At 68.7% G+C, this 19,074-nt stretch carries 19 protein-coding genes; 6 read left to right on the plus strand and 13 right to left on the minus strand.

Annotation, left to right across the window (positions count from 1 at the left end; all coding sequences use genetic code 11):
• Nucleotides 1-65 precede the first annotated feature (65 nt).
• The 10 genes from E6C72_RS22110 to E6C72_RS22160 form a co-directional block, all read right to left on the minus strand.
• On the minus strand, nt 66-1,217 hold the full coding sequence (locus E6C72_RS22110) for a Gfo/Idh/MocA family protein (protein ID WP_109085237.1): 1,152 nt from the start codon (nt 1,215-1,217) through the stop codon (nt 66-68).
• A gap of 12 nt (nt 1,218-1,229) precedes the next feature.
• On the minus strand, nt 1,230-2,579 hold the full coding sequence (locus E6C72_RS22115) for a hypothetical protein (protein ID WP_109085236.1): 1,350 nt from the start codon (nt 2,577-2,579) through the stop codon (nt 1,230-1,232).
• 103 nt (nt 2,580-2,682) lie between these two features.
• On the minus strand, nt 2,683-3,507 hold the full coding sequence (locus E6C72_RS22120; RefSeq protein ID WP_109085235.1) for an ABC transporter ATP-binding protein: 825 nt from the start codon (nt 3,505-3,507) through the stop codon (nt 2,683-2,685).
• Nucleotides 3,508-3,543: 36 nt separating this feature from the next.
• Nucleotides 3,544-4,572, minus strand: a complete 1,029-nt coding sequence (locus tag E6C72_RS22125; protein WP_109085234.1) for an ABC transporter substrate-binding protein — start codon at nt 4,570-4,572, stop codon at nt 3,544-3,546.
• Nucleotides 4,573-4,670: 98 nt separating this feature from the next.
• Nucleotides 4,671-5,480: an ABC transporter permease gene (locus E6C72_RS22130; RefSeq protein ID WP_109085233.1), complete on the minus strand. Its 810-nt coding sequence runs from the start codon at nt 5,478-5,480 to the stop codon at nt 4,671-4,673.
• A gap of 231 nt (nt 5,481-5,711) precedes the next feature.
• The gene (locus E6C72_RS22135) at nt 5,712-6,512 is read right to left on the minus strand and encodes an ABC transporter permease (protein ID WP_042692469.1); all 801 of its coding nucleotides are present in this window, start codon (nt 6,510-6,512) and stop codon (nt 5,712-5,714) included.
• Complete coding sequence (locus E6C72_RS22140; protein ID WP_247882170.1) at nt 6,509-7,450, minus strand: ABC transporter permease; 942 nt, start codon at nt 7,448-7,450, stop codon at nt 6,509-6,511. The genes E6C72_RS22135 and E6C72_RS22140 overlap by 4 nt, the downstream gene beginning before the upstream one ends.
• Nucleotides 7,451-7,452: 2 nt before the next feature.
• Nucleotides 7,453-8,526, minus strand: coding sequence for an ABC transporter ATP-binding protein (locus E6C72_RS22145; RefSeq protein WP_109085231.1), 1,074 nt, complete (start codon nt 8,524-8,526; stop codon nt 7,453-7,455).
• Between the two features lie 212 nt (nt 8,527-8,738).
• Complete coding sequence (locus E6C72_RS22155) at nt 8,739-9,788, minus strand: ABC transporter substrate-binding protein (RefSeq protein ID WP_109085230.1); 1,050 nt, start codon at nt 9,786-9,788, stop codon at nt 8,739-8,741.
• Nucleotides 9,789-10,023: 235 nt separating this feature from the next.
• Nucleotides 10,024-10,977 (minus strand): LysR substrate-binding domain-containing protein, encoded by a 954-nt coding sequence (locus E6C72_RS22160; protein WP_109085229.1) that lies wholly within the window; start codon nt 10,975-10,977, stop codon nt 10,024-10,026.
• Between the two features lie 393 nt (nt 10,978-11,370).
• Between E6C72_RS22160 and E6C72_RS22165 the strand changes: the two genes are divergently transcribed.
• From E6C72_RS22165 to E6C72_RS22190, 6 genes are read left to right on the plus strand one after another with little or no spacing between them, the layout of a single operon-like run.
• Complete coding sequence (locus E6C72_RS22165; protein WP_109085228.1) at nt 11,371-12,504, plus strand: FAD-binding oxidoreductase; 1,134 nt, start codon at nt 11,371-11,373, stop codon at nt 12,502-12,504.
• Nucleotides 12,485-12,799 (plus strand): (2Fe-2S)-binding protein, encoded by a 315-nt coding sequence (locus E6C72_RS22170; RefSeq protein WP_109085227.1) that lies wholly within the window; start codon nt 12,485-12,487, stop codon nt 12,797-12,799. Before E6C72_RS22165 ends, E6C72_RS22170 begins: the two co-directional genes overlap by 20 nt.
• Complete coding sequence (locus E6C72_RS22175) at nt 12,796-14,247, plus strand: NAD(P)/FAD-dependent oxidoreductase (protein WP_109085226.1); 1,452 nt, start codon at nt 12,796-12,798, stop codon at nt 14,245-14,247. Before E6C72_RS22170 ends, E6C72_RS22175 begins: the two co-directional genes overlap by 4 nt.
• Before the next feature lie 13 nt (nt 14,248-14,260).
• Complete coding sequence (locus E6C72_RS22180; protein WP_109085225.1) at nt 14,261-15,388, plus strand: FAD-binding oxidoreductase; 1,128 nt, start codon at nt 14,261-14,263, stop codon at nt 15,386-15,388.
• Between the two features lie 19 nt (nt 15,389-15,407).
• On the plus strand, nt 15,408-15,755 hold the full coding sequence (locus E6C72_RS22185) for a RidA family protein (RefSeq protein ID WP_109085224.1): 348 nt from the start codon (nt 15,408-15,410) through the stop codon (nt 15,753-15,755).
• A gap of 35 nt (nt 15,756-15,790) precedes the next feature.
• Nucleotides 15,791-16,138 (plus strand): RidA family protein, encoded by a 348-nt coding sequence (locus E6C72_RS22190; protein WP_109085223.1) that lies wholly within the window; start codon nt 15,791-15,793, stop codon nt 16,136-16,138.
• A gap of 117 nt (nt 16,139-16,255) precedes the next feature.
• On the opposite strand, the gene E6C72_RS22195 is transcribed toward E6C72_RS22190, so the two are convergent.
• The 3 genes from E6C72_RS22195 to E6C72_RS22205 are packed head-to-tail and all read right to left on the minus strand — an operon-like array spanning nt 16,256 to nt 19,070.
• Nucleotides 16,256-17,656 carry a four-carbon acid sugar kinase family protein gene (locus E6C72_RS22195; RefSeq protein WP_109085222.1) on the minus strand — a complete coding sequence of 467 codons (1,401 nt, stop codon included), beginning with the start codon at nt 17,654-17,656 and terminating at the stop codon, nt 16,256-16,258.
• Between the two features lie 8 nt (nt 17,657-17,664).
• A complete protein-coding gene (locus E6C72_RS22200) occupies nt 17,665-17,925 on the minus strand; it encodes a RuBisCO large subunit C-terminal-like domain-containing protein (RefSeq protein ID WP_247882171.1) in 261 nt (86 codons plus the stop codon).
• Nucleotides 17,922-19,070, minus strand: coding sequence for a RuBisCO large subunit C-terminal-like domain-containing protein (locus tag E6C72_RS22205; RefSeq protein WP_136700830.1), 1,149 nt, complete (start codon nt 19,068-19,070; stop codon nt 17,922-17,924). Before E6C72_RS22205 ends, E6C72_RS22200 begins: the two co-directional genes overlap by 4 nt.
• Nucleotides 19,071-19,074 lie beyond the last annotated feature (4 nt).

Raw genomic sequence — 19,074 nt, forward strand, 5'->3', positions numbered from 1 at the left:
TTCCTGGGTAGGTCAGGGGAGAGGGGTGGGGGAGGGGGCGATCCGCACCCCTCCCGCTCGACGCCTCACCCCGCGATGGCCGGCACGTCGACCCAGCGGCGCTCGCGCCAGCTCTGCAGCGCGCATTCCACCAGCTGGACGCCCTTGGCGCCTTCGATCAGGCCGTGCTTGTAGGGCGCATCCTCCACCACATGGCGGATGAAGGACTCCCACTGCACCTTGAAGCCGTTGTCGAACACGGCGTTGTCGGGCACAGGCTGCCAGGTGTCGTAGAAGTCGATGGTCTGCTTCTGGTCGGGGTTCCACACCGGGCGCGGCGTGCCCTGGCGCGGCTGGATCACGCAGTCGGTCAATCCTGCGACCGCCGAGCCGTTGGTGCCGTCGACCTGGAAGGTCACCAGATCGTCGCGGTAGACCCGCGTGCACCAGGAGGAGTTGATGGTGGCGATCACCCCGCCCTCAAGCTCGAACATCGCATAGGCGGCGTCGTCGGCGGTCGCCTTGTAGGGCTTGCCCGTCTCGTCCCAGCGCTCCGGAATGTGGGTGGCGCCCAGACAGGAGATGCTCTTCACCGTGCCGAACAGATTGTCGAGCACATAGCGCCAGTGGCAGATCATGTCGAGGATGATGCCGCCGCCATCCTCCTCGCGGTAGTTCCACGACGGCCGCTGCGCCGGCTGCCAGTCACCCTCGAACACCCAGTAGCCGAACTCGCCGCGCACCGACAGCATGCGGCCGAAGAAGCCGCTGTCGCGCAGCATGCGCAGCTTCTCCAGGCCCGGCAGGAACAGCTTGTCCTGCACCGTGCCGTTCTTCACCCCGGCCTCCTCGGCCAGCCGGACGACGCGCAGCGCCTCGTCCAGGTTGGTGGCGATCGGCTTCTCGCAATAGACATGCTTGCCGGCGCGGATCGCCTTCTCCAGCAGCGTCGGGCGCATCTGGGTGGTGCCGGCGTCGAAGAAGATCACGTCGTCCGGATTGTCGAGTGCGGCGTCGAGGTTGTCGCTCCAGCGCTCGATGCCGTTGCGGCGGGCAAGCTCCTGCATCTTCTCAGGATTGCGTCCGACAAGGATCGGGTCGGGCATGACGCGCGAGCCGTCGGACAGGGTGACGCCGCCCTGGGCGCGGATCGCCAGGATCGAGCGGATCAGGTGCTGGTTCATGCCCATCCGCCCGGTGACGCCGTGCATGATGAGGCCAAGGCGCTTGGTGCTCATGGGTGGACTCCTTCAGGAAAGCGCTGATGTCGGGTTTGAAAGGGGGGAAAGGCCGGCCCAGTAGGGCTCGGCGCTATGAGCGAAGCCGGAGCCGGACAGCGGAGCGGTCGCCAGCCGGCCGGAACCGGTGGCGAGCCTGACCGTTCGGTCGGCACGGCGTTCGTAGAAACCGGGATGGGCGTCGAGGAAGGCGTCGGCCTCGGCGGTGCTGCTGAAGCCCTCGCCATACTGGTGCCCGTTGCGCTCGGCATGCGGGATGCCGAGGAAGGCGACCAGGGCGGTGTCCTGCTGCACCGACAGACCGGCCTGGCAGGTCAGATCCTCGGCGGAGATGAAGTGCGGCGGCCCCCACGCCGCGCAGCGGGCGCGGTTGAGCATCGCCTTGTAGAGGCCCTTGCAGGATTTCGACGACACGCCGCGATAGCCGAGCGCGCGGGCGCGAAGGAAGGCGTCGTATCCGTCGTCGGACTCGTCGATGATGACCGGCACCCGCTCCGCCACCGCGCCCAGCGGCCGGGCGAGCGCCGCCTCCCGTGTGATCGGCTGTTCCAGATAGGCAAGCGCGTTGCGGAAGCCGGCCAGCGCCGGGGAGGCGTCGATGCGGTCGAGCAGCTCCGCGACATGGCCGGCGTCGCGATACTGCTCGTTGCCGTCCAGCGTGGCGCGGTAGCCCGGTGCGTTCCGCTCCAGCACGCCGGCCAGCTCCGCCAGCCGCTCGGCATCGGCGGCAGCGTCGCCGCCCAGCTTGATCTTGAACCAGTGCGGCGGCGAACGCTCCAGCAGGGCGCGCAGGTCTTCCGCCTTGTCGAGCAGCCCGACGGTGTGGCGCAGTTCCACCTCCGCCAGGGGGGAAAGCCCGCGCAGAAACCCGTCCGGATCGAGGCCGGCGAGGTCGGGCGTCAGCCGCACATCCAGCCCGCCGACATTGGCGCCCAGCCCCTGAAACGCATTCAGCCCCAGCACCCGAAACAGTCCGTCCAGCACCGCCTTGTCGATCTGCGCCGGCCCGAAGGCGGCGGCCAGCTTCGGCTCCAGCACCGGGCTGTAGGCGGCATGATGGCCGAAGGCGGTGTCGAGCCGGTTGTCGGACAGATAGGCGTCGCGCGCTTCGATCAGCGAGCGGCGCAATCCGTCCACCGTCTGGGCCGGGCTGCGGTCCGGGCGCTTGTCGAACCATTTCGGCATCATCATCTCGGCCGTCGCCCCCCAGGCCTCCCCCTGTCCCTCGACCGCGACCAGGGCGCGGACGAAGGCTTGCGGGGCGGCCTCCACCGTCACCGCGCCGAAGCGGAACGGCTTCACGAAACGGACGGGCCGCTCGTACAGCTTGATGGCGCGGATGCGGAGACGGGGGGCGGACATGGCGAGTGTCTTTCAGATGGCGCACGGGGCCGTTCCCTTCCCCGGTGCGGGGAAGGGGCAGGGTAGGGAGCAATCGCGGTGTGGCTGCCGCGGCGTGGCTGCCTTAGTCCAGATGCCCCTGCGCCGCGAAATGCTTGCGGATGGTCTGGGTCAGCTGGATGAAGACCGGGTCGCCCATGACGTCCAGCGTCCGCGGGCGCGGCAGCGGAACCTCGTAGGTGGCGGCGATGGTGCCGGGACGCTCCGACATCACCATCACCCGGTCGGCCAGGAACACCGCCTCGGGGATCGAGTGGGTGATCAGGATCACCGTCTTGCCGGTCTCATGCTGGATGCGTTGCAGCTCGACATTCATCCGCTCGCGCGTCATGGCGTCGAGCGCGCCGAACGGCTCGTCCATCAGCAGGATCTTCGGGTCGTGCACCAGCGCCCGGCACAGGGCGGCGCGCTGCTGCATGCCGCCCGACAGCTGCCAGGGATATTTGTGCTCGAACCCCTTCAGCCCGGTCATCTCGACCAGCTTGTGGGCGCGCTCCAGATAGCGCTCCCGCGGCAGGCGGCGGATCTCCACCGGCAGCATGATGTTGCGCAGCACCGACCTCCAGGCCAGCAGTGTCGGGCTCTGGAAGACGATGCCGGTGTCGTCGTGCGGCTCCGTCACCGTGTCGCCTTCGATGCGGATGCTGCCGCTGCTGACCGGCAGCAGGCCGGCCAGCATCTTCAGCAGGGTGGACTTGCCGCAGCCCGACGGACCGACCACCACCAGGAATTCGCCCGGCCGCACGTCGAAGCTGATGGGGCGGAGCGACGGCACCTCGCCGTCGCGGGTGCGGTAGGTCTTGGTCACGCCGTCGATGCGGATCAGCGGCTCGCCGGACAGGCGCTGCGTCGCCGCCTCGCCCACCAGTTTCAACTGAGGCTGTGCCATGCTCTCCTCGTCGCTCCGTACGGGGTCCAAGGTGTTTTACTTCGCCGCTGCGTTCACCGCGGCGGCGGCCGGGTCGGGCGGCAGGAAGTCGCGGCTGTAGAAGCGCTTCGGGTTCTCCTTGGCCGAGGCGTCGAGCCCGCCATATTCGACCAGCAGGTCCACCGTCTCCTTCATGTTGGCGTCGGTGACCTGGAAGGGCCGCAGCTTCTCCGTCTCCTTGGTGCGGTAGAGCGGGATGGTCAGCTCGAAGCCTTCCTGAAGCGTGTCCGGCTTGCCGCCCTTCGGGTTGGCCTTCAGGATCGCCGCCGCGGCCTCCTTTGGCGCCTTCTCGGCCTCCTCCACCGCCCTGGTGGTGGCGGCCATGAAGCGGCGGACGAGGTCGGGGTTGCTCTTCAGCGTGTCGGTGTTGGCGATGATGCCGGACGAGACCATGTTGACGCCGTAATCGGCGAAGCGGATCGGCGTCACCGACTTGCCGGTGGCGTCCTTGATCTTCATGCTCTGGTCCATGACATAGCCCAGCAGCAGGTCGGCCTGCCCGTTGATGACGGCGTTCAGCTTGGTCTGGGCGTCGCCCGACACCACCTCGAAGTCACGCTCCTTCAGGCCGGTCTTCTTCAGGAACAGCGGCCAGATCTGGGACATGCTGTCGCCCGGCGTCATGGCGACGATGCGGTTCCTGATGTCCTCCGGCTTGCGGATGTTCTTCTCGGTGAAGCCCATCGCCGACATCGGGCTGGTCTGCAACAGCACGCCCGGCGAGGTCACCGGCGCGCCCTTCATGGCGGCCTTGATCATGGTCGGCACGTCGACATAGCCGAAGGTGACGCCCTTGCTGGCGACCAGCTGCGTCGTCACCGCCGACCCGCGTCCCTCCTGGATTTCCAGGTCGATGCCCTCGGCCTCGTAGAGCCCCTTGTCCTTGCCGTAATAGAAGGGCGCGTGCTCGCCATAGACGTACCAGTTCAGCATCAGCGTCACCTTGTCGGCGGCCTGCGCCGGCAAGGTGGAGATGGCGGTGGAGGCGGCGAAGGCGCAGAGTGCTGCGACGATGGCTTTCTTCATCACGACCTTGAGTCCTCCCATGGGTGGTGGATCGCCCCGTCGGCCTGCCTTGCGCAGCGTCGGGGTTCTTGTCGGTGAATTGAGTTTTGAAAGTGCGATCAGGCGCCGAAGCCGGCCTTGTTGCGCTGGCTGGCGTGCCAGGGAATGGCGAAGCGCTCGACCACGTCGATGACCCAGAACAGCACGACGCCCATCAGCGCCAGCACGGTCAGCGCCGCGAACATCAGCGGCAGCTCGAAATTGCCGATGGAGCGTTGCAGGACGAAGCCGATGCCGGAGTTGGAGCCGACGAATTCGCCGACCACCGCGCCCACCACGGCCAGCGTGATCGAGACCTTCAGCCCGGCGAAGATCGCCGGCAGCGCATGCGGCAGGCTGACCATCTGGAAGGTCTGGAGCCGCGACGCCTTCATCGAGCGGGCGAGATCCATCATCTCGCCGTCGACCGACTTGAAGCCCTGCACCGCCGACACCACGACCGGGAAGAAGCCCAGCAGGAAGGCGGCGATCACCTTCGGCATCAGGCCGAAGCCGAACCACACCACGAACAGCGGCGCGATGGCGACCTTGGGGATCGACTGCGAGAAGACCAGCAGCGGGTAGACATAGGCCTCGACCACGCGCGATCCGGCGATCAGCATCGCGATCGGGATGCCGAACAGCACCGACAGCGCGAAGCCGCCGAGCGTCGCCGTGAAGGTCGGGACGGATTCGGCCAGCAGGCGCGGCCATTCGTCGATCATCGCCAGCACGACGTCACCGGGCTTCGGCACGAGATAGGCCGGGACGCCGAACAGCCGGACCGACAGATCCCACAGAACCAGCAGGATGACCATCAGCAGGATGGGGCGGACCCAGTCGGAATTGAGCAGGCGCAACGCTGCGCCCGAGCGAGAGCGGGGTTCCATGCGTCTCCTCCGGCCGGCAGGCTCGGGCGACCGGTATGGCGGTCGCTATGTTTTAACCGGCTAGTTAAAAGTACGTCTCCCCACCCTCCGCGGTCAACACCGAAAATGGTGACAGCTGATGGTTTGCTTCGTGAACGAATTTCCCCCGGCCAAAAAAATGCCCCGCACCGGGGAGGTGCGGGGCAGGCCAGGAAGAAAATTCCGGGGAGGAAACCCGTGGAAGCGGCCGCCTCAGTCGCGGCCCTTGCCGACCAGCAGCCGTTCCAGCCCATAGACGCGGTCGAGCACCAGCATGGCCGCCACGGTCAGGAAGATCAGCACCGCCGACACCGCCGCCACCAGCGGATCGATGTTGTCCTGGATGTAGAGGAACAGGCGGACGGGCAGGGTGGTGGTCTCCGGCGAGGCGATGAAGACGGTCATCGTCACCTCGTCGAAGCTGTTGATGAAGGCCAGCACCCAGCCGCTGGCGACACCCGGCAGGATCAGCGGCAGCGTCACCCGGCGGAAGCAGGTCCAGGACGACGCGCCCAGCGACGCGGCGGCGTTCTCCACCGCCCGGTCCATGCCGGTGGACGCCGCCAGGATCAGCCGCAGCGCGAAGGGCAGGATGATGATGACATGGCTCAGCACCAGCCCGGCGAAGGTGCCGCCCAGCCCGATCATGGTGAAGAAGCGCAGGAAGGCGATGCCGAGCACGATGTGCGGCACCATCAGCGGCGACAGGAACAGCGCCTGGATCGCCTCGCGCCCGAAGAACTGGTGGCGCGCGATGGCCAGCGCCGCCGGCACCGCCACCAGGATCGCCAGCGTCGACGACACCGCCCCCAGCAGCAGGCTGTCCTTGAAGGCGCGGATGAATTCCGGATTGTCGCCGATGGCGCGGAACCAGCGCAGCGACAGCCCCTCGGTCGGCAGCGACAGATAGCCCTGCGAGGTGAAGGCGACGGCGCAGACGATCAGGATCGGCGCCAGCAGGAAGCCCAGGAACAGGCAGTGGAAGATCAGCGCGAGCGGGCCGTTGCGGTTCATTCGAACACCTGTTTGTAGCGACGTTCGACCAGCCGGTTGCAGCCGACGATGATGACGGCGTTGGCGATCAGCAGCAGCACCGCCACCGTGGCGCCCAAGGGCCAGTTCAGCGTGTTCAGGAACTCGTCATAGGCCAGCGTCGCCGCCACCTTCAGCCGCCGCCCGCCGATGATCGCCGGGGTGGCGAAGGCGCTGGCCGCCAGCGCGAAGACGATGATCGACCCCGACAGGATGCCCGGCACGATCTGCGGCAGCACCACCCGGCGCATCACCGTCAGCGGCCCGGCGCCCAGCGACAGCGCCGCATTCTCCACCTGCGGGTCGAGCCGCTGGAGCGAGGCCCAGACCGACAGCACCATGAAGGGCACCAGCACATGGGTCAGCGCGATGATGACGCCGGTCTCGGTGTACATGAACTCGATGGGCGTCGCGATCAGCCCCAGCGCCATCAGCCCCTGGTTGACCAGCCCGGTCGAACCGAACAGCAGCGCCCAGCCCAGCGTGCGCGACACCACCGAGATCAGCAGCGGCCCCAGCACGATCAGCAGGCACAGGCCCCGCCACGGCGACGTCATCCGGCGCAGGATGTAGGCCTCCGGTGCGCCGAACAGCGCGCACAGCAGCGTCACCACCGCGGCGATGCGGAAGGTGCGCAGGAAGACCTCGTGGAAATAGCTGTCGGCGATGATGTCGGCATAGTTGCCGAGCTGCCAGACATTCTCGATGCCGCCATAGAAGCTGAAGCTGTTCAGCGACAGCAGGAAGGTCATGACCAGCGGCACCAGCAGCAGCACCGCGAACAGGGCCAGCCCCGGCGCGCTCAGCAGATAAGGCGTCCAGGGCCAGCGGCGCGGCCGGCGCGGCCGGCGCGGCGGCGGTGCGTGGGCGGAGGGATTTGCGGCAGTCGCCTGCACTTGGCTTTCGGTGGATGCCGCCATGCTCATGCCGCCTCCCGCGCGCCGGAGGCGGTATCCGGATCCGCGGGCATCACCGCCATGTCGTCAGGCCGCCAGCCGACCATCACCCGCTCGCGTTCCGCCGGCAGGGGAGAGCCGTCATGCTGGCGGATCACCATCAGCCGCCCGGCGGCGGTCTCGATCTCGAACAGCCATTGCGTGCCCTGGAAGACGCGGGCCAGCACGGTGCCGCTCAGGCCCCCGGCATCGACGAAACCGATCTTCTCCGGCCGCACGGCCAGCGCCCCCGGACCGGCCGCCATCGGCTGCGCCACCGGCCAGACGCTGTCCGCCACCGTGATGACGGTTCCGCCCGCACCGCCGCCGACCATGCCCGGCAGCAGGTTGGTGCGCCCCAGGAAGTTGGCGACGAAGGCGTTGGCCGGGTGGTCGTAGGCCTCCTGCGGGGTGGCGACCTGCTGGATGCGGCCCTTGTTCATCACCACCACGCGGTCGGACAGCGCCATCGCCTCCGACTGGTCGTGGGTGACCAGGATCATGGTGGTGCCGACGGTGCGCTGGATGCGGCGCAGTTCGATCTGCATCTCCTCGCGCATCTTGGCGTCCAGGTTCGACAGCGGCTCGTCCAGCAGCAGCAGGCTCGGCTTGATGACCAGCGCACGCGCCAGGGCGACGCGCTGCTGCTGGCCGCCCGACATCCGGCGCGGGTGGCGGTCGCCATACTGCGCCAGCCCGACCAGCTTCAGCGCGTCGGCGACCATGCGGTCGCGGTCGGCACGATTGATCCTGCGCATCTCCAGCCCGAAAGCGACGTTTTCCGCGGCGGTCATGTGCGGGAACAGGGCATAGCTCTGGAAGACGATGCCGAGCCCGCGCTCGTTCGGCTTCTTCGCCAGCAGGTCCTGGCCGTCCAGCATCACCCGCCCGCCATCGGCGTCGAGGAAGCCGGCGATCATCTGCAAGGTGGTGGTCTTGCCGCAGCCCGACGGCCCCAGCAGTGAAATCAGTTCGCCCTTCTCCACGGTCAGCGAGACGTTGTCGACCGCCGTCCAGTTTCCGAAGCGCTTGGTCAGTTGGTCGAGAACCAGATAAGCCATGCCGTCGTCTCCCTTTCCCTATATCCCCCTCTCCCCCCCCCGGGGAGAGGGTCGGGGTGAGGGGGATGCATTGCGTGGCTTTCCCAAAGGTCCCGCCGCGCGACCCCCTCACCCTAACCCTCTCCCCGCTTTCGGCGGACCAGAGGTCCGCCTGTCGCGTCAGCGCAAACGAAGTTTGCGCGCGAGCGGGGGGAGAGGATAAGCCCCTTACCTCAGCGCTCGATCTCGCGGGTCCAGCGCTTGTTCCAGACCTCGCGGTTCTTGTTGATGGTGTCCCAGTCCACCACCAGCAGCTTGCCGACCTGTTCCGGACCATAGGGGATGCCGGCCTGCTTCTCGGCGGGCAGCTCGACCGTCTTGTTCACCGGGCCGAAGCCGGCGCTGACGGCCAGCGCCGTCTGCGCCTCGACCCCCAGCATGTGCTGGATGAACTTCTGCGCTTCGGGCGCATTCTTGCTGCCGGCGACCTGGCAGGCGGCGGAGCCCAGCACGATGCCGCCTTCCTTGGGATAGACGAAGGTGGCGGGGAAGCCGGTGTCGGCCAGGGCCTTGGCGCGGCCCGAGCCCCAGACGGCGATGACGGCCTGGTTGCTCTGGAACAGCTCGGTCATCTTGCCCGGTGAAGGCTCATAGGCCAGCACGTTCGGGTTGATCTTGTCCTTGAACTCCTTGAAGCCCGGCTCGATGTTGGTCTCGCCGCCGCCGTTCAGCCGGGCCATCATCACCAGCGCGTGCAGGCCGTAGCTGTTGTTGATCGGCGGGACCGCCAGCTTCTTCTTGAAGCGCGGATCCTCGATATCCTTCCACGAGGTCGGGGCCGGGATCTTGTTCTCGTCGAAATACGCCTTGTTGTAGAGGATGCCGGTGCCGACCGCGCCGAAATTGATCGCCTTGCCCGACGGCATCCTCGCCAGATCATAGAGCTGGTCGTAGACCGGCGCCTTCTCCAGATCGGCGCAGAAGTTCAGCGCCACCGCCTGATACATCGGGCCGTCGTCGAGGATGACGACGTCGATCTGCTGGTTGCCCTTCTGGGCCTGCAACTTGGCGAGGTTGTCGGTGGAGTTGCCGGCGACATATTCGACCTTCACCCCGTTGGCCTTCTCGAAGGCCGGGATGATGTCCTTGCGCATGGTCTGCTCGAAGGAGCCGCCATAGGCGGCGACATAAAGCGTCTTTTCCTGTGCCTCTGCCGTCTGGACCGCGGCCATGCCGCACCACAGGGCCGCCGTCGCCATCAACCCGCACATCACGGAGCGCATCGTCATTCTCCTCTAGAGCCTATGTCCCTGTTTACGGTCCCGGATTCATCAGAGCCTGATCTGCGGACCGCATTTCGATTGCGCTCCGGATCGCCGCTTTTACCGCAACTGGCCTTGGCGGCCGTCTGCTGCGGGCTGTTTTTCTTGAGGCTTCGCGCCCAGGACATGGATCAAGGGTGATGGCGTGGTCACATAACCGTCAAATCGAATTCCCGCCATCATTCATCCGCTAATGTTATAATTCCGTGCCGCGAACGAGTTCGCCGCCATTTCCAGTGCCCCCGATGTCGAAAAAATTGTCGCGGAAGCGGGTCGCCTCCTCCAGGAAGCCGGCCAGGAAATCCTCGGCGATCATCGACAGCGGCACCTGCGCCGAGCGCAGGATGGCGATGTCGAAGCCGATGCGCGGCTCGAACGGCCGGACGACCAGCCCGTGCGGGACATAATCCTGGGCGGTGAAGGGATCGACGATCGACACCCCATAGCCGGCCGCCACCATGGCGCAGGCGTTCATCGTCAGCTGGGTTTCCACCCGCATCAGCCGCGACACGTCATGATCGGCGAAGATGGTGTCGATGCGGGAGCGCAGCAGGGCCGGCGGGCTGGTGGAGATGAAGCTCTCCCCCTCGAAGTCCTTCGGTGCCAGCACGTCCCTGGCGGCCAGCGGATGGCTGGACGGCAGGATGGCGACGGCGGGAATCCCGTGGATCTTCTCGGTCAGCACCGCGGCATGGTCGATGGGGGTGTGGGCGAATCCAAGCTCGCACTGGCCGGTCGCCACCCAGTCCAGGATGATCGGCGAGGTGCTGCCGCGCAGCGCGATGTCCACCCGCGGCCGGTCGCTGAGGAAGCGCGCGACGTAGCGCGGCAGGAACCCCACGCCCAGCGCCGGCATCGCCGCCACCCGCAACGCCCCGCTGCGCCTTGCGGTCAGGTCGCGCGCCGTCTGCTCGATCAGCTCCAGCCCGACGAAGGCGCGGTCGACCACCTGATACAGCGAGATCGCCTCGCTGGTCGGCGCGATGCGGGGGCCGCGCCGTTCAAACAGGGTCAGCTTCAGCGCATATTGCAGGTCGCCGATCAGCCGGCTCACCGCCGGCTGCGAGATGTTCAGCAGCTCGGCCGCCGCGGTGATGCCGCCGGTCAGCATGACGGCGCGGAAGGCCTCGATCTGGCGCGGATTGATCATGGCGCCCGCCCCCTTTCGCACCGCATGACCAATCCCCTCTCCCCGGGGGGGAGAGGGAGACCACCCGCCGCCAAATCATAACATTCCGTCATGAAACACCCCTTCGATCTGATTTGACAGTTATAGGTTGGCTGCCGATGCTGTCGCAAGGATCGAGGAGAGGCCATGCGCCGCCGGACAGCATCCCGCGGCGCCCTGGCAAAGAAAACCCTGCAGTTCGCAATCCTTCCATGTGTAACGCCGGCATTTCCGGCGCTTTCGCAAGGCTATGCGCTGCATTGCCAAGTATTCGGCGCCGCATGCGGGTGCTGGACAAGGGTGATGCGCGCCACACGATAAATGCGGCGGCCGATGCGCACGGGAAACGGTGCGGCGGCGGCGGGAGTGGAGACGATGACGCAGCCCAGTCGGGGCGGAGAATACGACGTCGCCGTGATCGGCGGCGGGCTGGTCGGATCGGCGCTGGCCTGGGGCCTTGCCCGCGCCGGCCAGAAAGTCGCCATGCTGGACGAGGGCGACATCGCCGTGCGCCCGTCGCGCGGCAATTTCGCCCTGGTCTGGGTGCAGGGCAAGGGCCTAGGCATGCCGGAATATGCCGGCTGGACCAAACAGTCCTCCGACGACTGGAGCGGCTTCGCCGATTTGCTGTACCAGCAGACCGGGCTGGACGTCGCCTACCGCCGTCCCGGCGGCTTCATGCCGATGCTGTCGGAAGAGGATTTGCAGGCCCGCGCCAACACCATGATGCGGCTGCACAACCAGCCCGACATGATCCGTTACCCCTACGAGGTGATGGACCGCGAGACCCTGCGCAAGGAACTGCCCTTCATCGGGCCGGATGTGGTCGGCGGCACCTATTGTCCGCTGGACGGCCACTGCAACTCGCTGCGGCTGCTGCGCACCCTGCACAAGGGCATCGGCCTGCTGGGCGTCGATTACCGGCCCAACCACCGGGTGGAGAGCATCGAGCATCGCGACGGCGGCTTCCGCATGACCACAGCCAATGGCGAGGTCCGCGCCGGTAAGATCGTGCTGGCCGCCGGCCATGACAGCGCCCGGCTGGCGCCGATGGTCGGGCTGTCGGCCCCCGTCCGTCCCCAGCGCGGCCACGTCATCGTCACCGAGAAGACCGCGCCCTTCCTGCACCACCCCACCGTCTATGTCCGCCAGACCGACGAGGGCGGGGTGATGATCGGCGACAGCTTCGAGGAGGCCGGCTTCGACACCACCCTCCAGCCCGGCGTCTCGTCGGCCATCGCTGCGCGCGCCATCCGTTTCTTCCCGCTGCTGGGCAAGCTGAACGTGGTGCGGAGCTGGGCGGCGCTGCGCGTGCTGACGCCGGACGGCTTTCCGATCTACGAGGAATCGAAGACGGCGCCCGGCGCCTTCGTCGCCACCTGCCACAGCGGCGTGACCCTCGCCGCCAACCATGCGCTGACGCTGGCGCCGCTGATCGCGGCCGGCGGCCTCGGCGACCGTTTTGCGCCCTTCAGCGCCCGGAGGTTCCATGTTCCGCAGGCTGCCTGAGATCGAAACCGCCCCCAACGCCGCTGCCCAAGCGGTTGCCTTCACTATCGACGGCCGTCCGGCCAGCGCGCGGGCCGGCGACAGCGTCGCCGCCGCCCTGCTGGCGAACGGCGTCACCGCCTGCCGCAACACGCCGGTCAGCGGGGCGGCGCGCGGTCCCTACTGCATGATGGGCGTCTGCTTCGACTGCCTCGTCACCATCGACGGGACCGGCAACCGCCAGGGCTGTCAGGTGCGCGTGGCTCCCGGCATGGCGGTGGAAACCCAGAACGGCAAGCGCGAGGTGGAACGATGAGCGCCCCCAACCCCAAGTTCGATTTCGACATCGCCGTCGTCGGCTCCGGTCCGGCCGGTCTCGCCGCCGCGGCGCTGGCCGCGTCCAAGGGTGCCTCGGTCGTCCTGCTCGACGAGCAGGCGGAACCCGGCGGCCAGATCTACCGCGCCGTCACCGAAACCCCGGTGCGTGACCGCAAGGTGCTCGGCCCCGACTATTGGCATGGTGCCGAGCTGCTGGGTCCGCTGCGTGACAGCGGCGCCGTCCACTGGCCGGGCACCACGGTGTGGAGCGTCGCCCGCCCGCGCGAGGACGCGGGCGACGGACACCGCCCGATCCAGATCGGCCTGTCGCGCAACGGGTCGGCGGCGATGCTGACCGTGCGCCACGTCATCCTGGCGACCGGCGCGCTGGAGCGGCCCTTCCCGATCCCCGGCTGGACCCTGCCGGGCGTGCTGGGCGCCGGTGCGGCGCAGGTGCTGCTGAAGACCTCCGGACTCGTGCCGTCGGGCGCCACGGTGATGGCGGGCAGCGGTCCGCTGCTGTGGCTGCTGGCTTGGCAATACCTGCAAGCCGGTGCGCGGATCGACGCCATCCTCGACACCACGCCGAAGCAGAACTGGCGCGCCGCCCTGCCGCTGCTGCCCGGTTTCCTGCGCTCGCCCTATCTCGGCAAGGGCATGAAGCTGATGCTCGACGTGCGGCGCAAGCTGACCGTCATCGGCAACGTCACGGCCCTGCGCGCCGAGGGTGACGGCGCGCTGAAGAGCGTCGTCTACACCCGCAACGGCACCGAGCACCGGCTGCCCGCCGACACGCTCCTGTTGCACCAGGGTGTCATCCCCAACCTGAATCTCGCCAACGCCACCGGCTGCGCCCAGCGCTGGGACGGGCAGCAGCGCTGCTGGCGCCCGACCACCGACGACTGGGGCGCCACCTCGGTCGAGGGCGTGTCGCTGGCCGGCGACGGTGCCGGCATCGGCGGCGCCCGCGCGGCGGAGGAGGCCGGCCGCCTGGCGGCGCTCGACGCCCTGCACCGGCTCGGCCGCATCGGGCGGGAGCAGCGCGACCAGTCCGCCGTTCCGGTCCGCACAGCACTCGACCGCGCACTGACCGGCCGGGCCTTCCTCGACACGCTCTACACCCCGGCGGAAGCCTTCCGCGTGCCGGCCGACGACACCATCGTCTGCCGCTGCGAGGAGATCACCGCCGGCGCGGTGCGCGAGGCGGTGCGGCTCGGCTGCTCCGGCCCCAATCAGGCCAAGAGCTTCCTGCGCTGCGGCATGGGTCCGTGCCAGGGCCGGCTCTGCGGCCCGACGGTGACCGAGGTCATCGCGGCGGAGCGCGGCGTCTCCCCGGCGGAGGTCGGTTACTACCGGCTGCGCCCGCCGGTGAAGCCGATCACGCTGGCCGAGCTGGCAGCATTGCCGAAGACCGCCGCCGACATCGACGCCGTGTTCAAGCACTGACCGGAGGCGCCCGATGACCGCGACCGCCTCCTTCCGCCCCGACGTGATCGTCATCGGCGGCGGCCTGCACGGCTGCTCCGCGGCGCTGCACCTGTCGATGCGCGGCGTCCGCGTGCTGGTGCTGGAGAAGGACCATGTCGCCCGCCACGCCTCCGGCGTCAATGCGGGCGGCGTGCGCCAGCTCGGCCGCCATGTCGCCGAGGTGCCGCTGTCCGTCGCCTCGATGGCGCTGTGGCACCGCATCCGCGAACTGGTCGACGACGATTGCGGCTTCGAGAGCCACGGCCAGATCAAGGTTGCGGAGTCCGAGGCCGAGCTGGAGACGGTGCGCGCCCGCGTCGCCGAGCTGACCGCGCTGGGCTTCACCCACGAGGAGGTGGTCGGGCAGGACGAGCTGCGCGCGCTGGTGCCGGCCATCGCCGATCACTGCGTCGGCGCGCTGGTGTCGCGCGGCGACGGGGCGGCGATCCCCTTCCGCACCACCTTCGCCTTCCGCCGCAAGGCCATCTCGCTCGGCGCCCGCTTCCAGGAAGGCGGGGCGGTGACACGGCTGGTCCGTAAAAATAACCTGTGGACCGTCGAAACGGCGGATGGCGGCGTCCACGAGGCCCCGGTGGTGGTGAACGCCGCCGGTGCCTGGGCCGACCGCATCGCCGCCCAGGTGGGGGAGCCGGTGCCGCTGGAGGTCATCGCCCCCATGCTGATGATCACCGCCCGCGTCGCGCCCTTCATCAGGCCGGTGGTCGGCGCCACCGGCCGCACCCTGTCCTTCAAGCAGTTCCCCAACGGCACCGTGCTGATCGGCGGCGGGCTGCTCGGCCGGGCGGTGCGCGACGAGAACCGGACGGAGCTGGACTTCTCGCAGGTGTCGGTGAACGCCCGCACGGTGTGGGATCTGTTCCCGTGCATGCGCGGCGCCACCATCGTCCGTTCCTGGGCGGGGATCGAGGCGCGGATGCCGGACCAGATCCCGGTGATCGGTCCCAGCGGCACCGAGCCTGACCTCTACCATTCCTTCGGTTTCTCCGCGCACGGCTTCCAGCTTGGCCCTATTGTCGGGCGCATCACCGCCGACCTGATCACGGGCGGGTCCACCGACCTGCCCATCGCCCCTTTCAGCATCGGCCGCTTCGCCGCCTGACCCTTTGGAGCATCCCACAGTGACGATCCAGCGCTTCCACCTGACCCCGCGCCTCTGCGACATGGTCATCCACAAGGACACCGTCTATCTCGCCGGCCAGATCGTCGATGACGGATCCACCACAGTGGAGGCGCAGACCCGCGACGTGCTGCGCCAGATCGACGCCCTGCTGGCCGAGGCCGGCACGTCGAAGAGCAACCTGCTGACCGCCACGGTCTATCTCGCCGACATCGCCACCTTCCCCGAGATGAACGCCGCCTGGGACGCCTGGGTCGACAAATCCAATCCGCCCGCCCGCGCGACGGTGGAGGCCAAGTTGGCCGACCCGTCGATCCTGGTCGAGATCGTCGTCGTCGCCGGCCGCTGACCATTTCCTTTCAAAAAGCCAAGGAGCAGTTCCCCGTGATCAAGCGCATCGAGAAGACCAGGATCATGCACCGCGTCGTCGTCAACAACGGCACGGCCTATCTCGGCGGCATCATCGCCGACGACGTCGGCGTCGGGATGGGCGGCCAGGTCACGCAGATCTGCGGCAAGCTCGATCAGGTGCTGGCCCTGGCCGGCAGCGACAAGACCAAGCTGCTGTCCGCCCAGCTCTTCATCACCGACATGAGCCTGAAGGACGAGATGAACGAGGCGTGGCTGTCCTGGCTGGACGGCAACGACCTGCCGGCCCGCGCCACCATCGGCGTCGCCGACCTCGGCAAGCCGGAAATCCTGATCGAAGTGGTCGTCACCGCGGCCGTGTGATCGGCGACGTGACTCGGTGAGAATCCCCTCTCCCCCCGGGGAGAGGGTTAGGGTGAGGGGGGTGCACGGCGAGGATTTTCAAGAACCGCGCACTCTCCATTCCCCACCAAATCCACTCTACGCATCCCCCTCACCCCGACCCTCTCCCCGCTTTCGGCGGACCTTTGGTCCGCCTGTCGCGTCAGCGCAAACGAAGTTTGCGCGAGAGCGGGGGGGAGAGGGGGAAAGCAACCGCTCGAACAGATCCTCGCCGCCCATCTGCCCGCCCTTCAGCATCAGCTCCAGCCCATCGACCGCCGGGTCGTCGGCATGGGTGCGGCTGACGGTGACGCCCGGCGCCAGCGTGCAGCGGTAGGACAAGCCCCAGCATCCCAGCGCCCGCACCGCGAGGCTGGAGGTGTCGCCGCCGGCAATGCCGACCCGGCGCAACGGCACGGCCCGCAGCACCGCCGCGACGAACTCCGCCGTCGCCGCCGCGACCCGCCCGGCCTGGGCGGTGTCCGCCGTCCCGGCGTCGGCCGGTGCCGTCCACACCAGCGTGTGCCGCCCGGCCGCCAGCGACGCCGCCACCTCTCCCAACAAAGTGTCCGCATAGCCGGGATCGCCGCACAGTGCCGCCGCATCGGCCCGGATGCGCGTGTAGGAGCCCGCCGCCTCGATCTGCCGCCGCGTCACCGGCGACAGGCTGCCCGCCATCAGGAACACCGGCCTGTCCGCCGCCGCCAGCGGCACCTCCTCCGCCATCAGGCCGGAAGAGCCGGCGTTCCAATGCGCGACCAGCGCCTGCGCGACGCTGCTCGGCCCCACCGCCAGCAACGGCTCGCGCCCGGCCCGCTGCCAGATCAGCCGCCCGACGACCGCCAGATCCTCGGCACGCGCCACGTCCAGCAGCAGCGCCGCCGGCCCGTCCGCCAGCAGCCTGTCCAACCGCCCGTCGAGCGCATCGCCATCCATCCCGTAATCCGGAAAATGCAGCGCCGCCATCCCCTCCAGCCCCTGGGCGGCGAGGTGCCAGCGCAGGTCGGCCTCCGCCATCGGGGTGACGGGATGGACGCTCATGGTCGGGTGACGGTCGATGCGATGCACCGTCCCTCCGGTGCCCGCCGCCGCGAACAAAGTGCTGAACAGGCAATAGCGCCCGATGTTCGGCTGGCCGCCCACCACCGGGCGGAAGCGGTTCGGAAAATGCGGGGCGAGCGTCCGCACCGCCTCGCCGATGCTGCCGACATGGGGGGCGCTGTCGAAGGTGGAGCAGCATTTGTAATGCATCACCGCCACGCCGAGTGCGGCGAAGAAGCGGCCGACCGGCTTCAGCTCCGCCCGCATGGCGTCCGGCGCCATGCTGCGCGCCGCCCCGGCGATGCCGACCGCATCGAGCGATCCCGCGCTGCCCAGCCGGGTGACGTCCGGCACGTCGAGGAACAGCAGCGCCCGCTGCCCGGCCTTCGCCAAGGCGGCCAGCGTGTCGGTCGCCCCGGTGAAGTCGTCGCCATACCAGCCGAGCTTCGGAATCGCCATTATCGCCCTCAGCCCTTCCTGCCGAAGAAGTCGAGCGACCGCCGCAGCTCCGGCAGTTCCCTCGCCGCGTCATCCAGGCTGCGCCCGGCCCGCACGGCGTCCCAGGCCTGCCGGATGCTCCGCACGCCGGCCGCCGGGCCATCGGGATGGGCCATGATGCCGCCACCGGACATGAACAGCAGATCGGCGGTCCCCACCGCCTCCCAGGTGACCGGCACCGTGCCGGCCCATTGCCCGGAGGAGAAGGCCGGCATCACGGCGTCGCTCATATCCCCTCTCCCCCCGGGGAGAGGGTTAGGGTGAGGGGGTCGCGTTGCGTGGAGATGTCGGCGGGCGTCGGCGTATCCGGTTCCCCCGAACCCACGCCATGCATCCCCCTCTCCCCGGGGGGGAGAGGGGGAAGGTCGCATCCCAGCGGCGCCAGACAGGCTCGCGCCCCGTCGATCACCTCGGCGTCGGGCTGGGCGAACTTGCCGTTCAGCCCATGGACATGCATGTGGTCCACGCCGGCCAGCCGCCACAGCGCCTGATAGGCGTCGAAGCCGATGCCCAGCAGCGGATGGCGCGACAGGGCGCCGAAGCCGTTGCGGTGACCGTGCAGCGCCAGCCCGCTGTGCCGGCGCAAGGTCTGCACCGCCGAATGGCCGCACCAGTTCAGGCTGACCATGATGCAGGACCCGCCCTCGCGCTCCACCAGATCGGCGTGGCGGCGCATGGCGTCGGTCTCGTCGGTGATGTTGAAGGCGACCATCACATGCTTGCCGGTGCGGTCCTGGTGGCGGCGCACCCGGTCCATCACCGCCGGAATCCGCTGGGCCAGCGGCGCATGGGCCGGATCGGCGCAGATCTCGTCGTCCTTGATGAAGTCCAGCCCGGCGGCGCACAGCGTGCCGACCAGCTCGCCCGTTTCCTCCGCCGACAGCCCGACATTCGGCTTGATGATGGAGCCGACCAGCGGCCCGTCCGCCACCCCGGTCAGCCGCCTTGTGCCGGCGACGCCGTGGCGCGGCAGGTCGAACCGCGCGCGGTAGGCCTGCGGGAGGCGCACGCTCTCCAGCCGCAGCCCCGTCACCTCGCCCAGGTCATAGAGGTTGCCGGCCACCGTCGCCGCCAGCGTCGGCAGGTTGGCGCCGATGTTGGCGGTGGGGAAGGAGATGGTGATGCGCGCCCGCCGCCACGGCCCCGACGTGCGTTGCCGTTCCAGCCAGCTGTTGGGCAGGGCGGGGGTCTCGGCGGCCTCCAGCTCCTCCACCCGCTCCACCACCGCGCGGGCGCGGGCGCGCAGATCGTCGGTCTCGCCATGGACGCGGGTGAAGGTGCCGCAGGACTGCTCCCCCGCCATCACCTCGGCCACCTTGGCCGGGGCGAGCGGGGTTTCGATCAGGTATGTGGCTTCGATGCGGTCGGCGTGCATGATG

The sequence above is a fragment of the Azospirillum sp. TSH100 genome (assembly GCF_004923295.1).
In the GTDB taxonomy this organism is placed as follows: domain Bacteria; phylum Pseudomonadota; class Alphaproteobacteria; order Azospirillales; family Azospirillaceae; genus Azospirillum.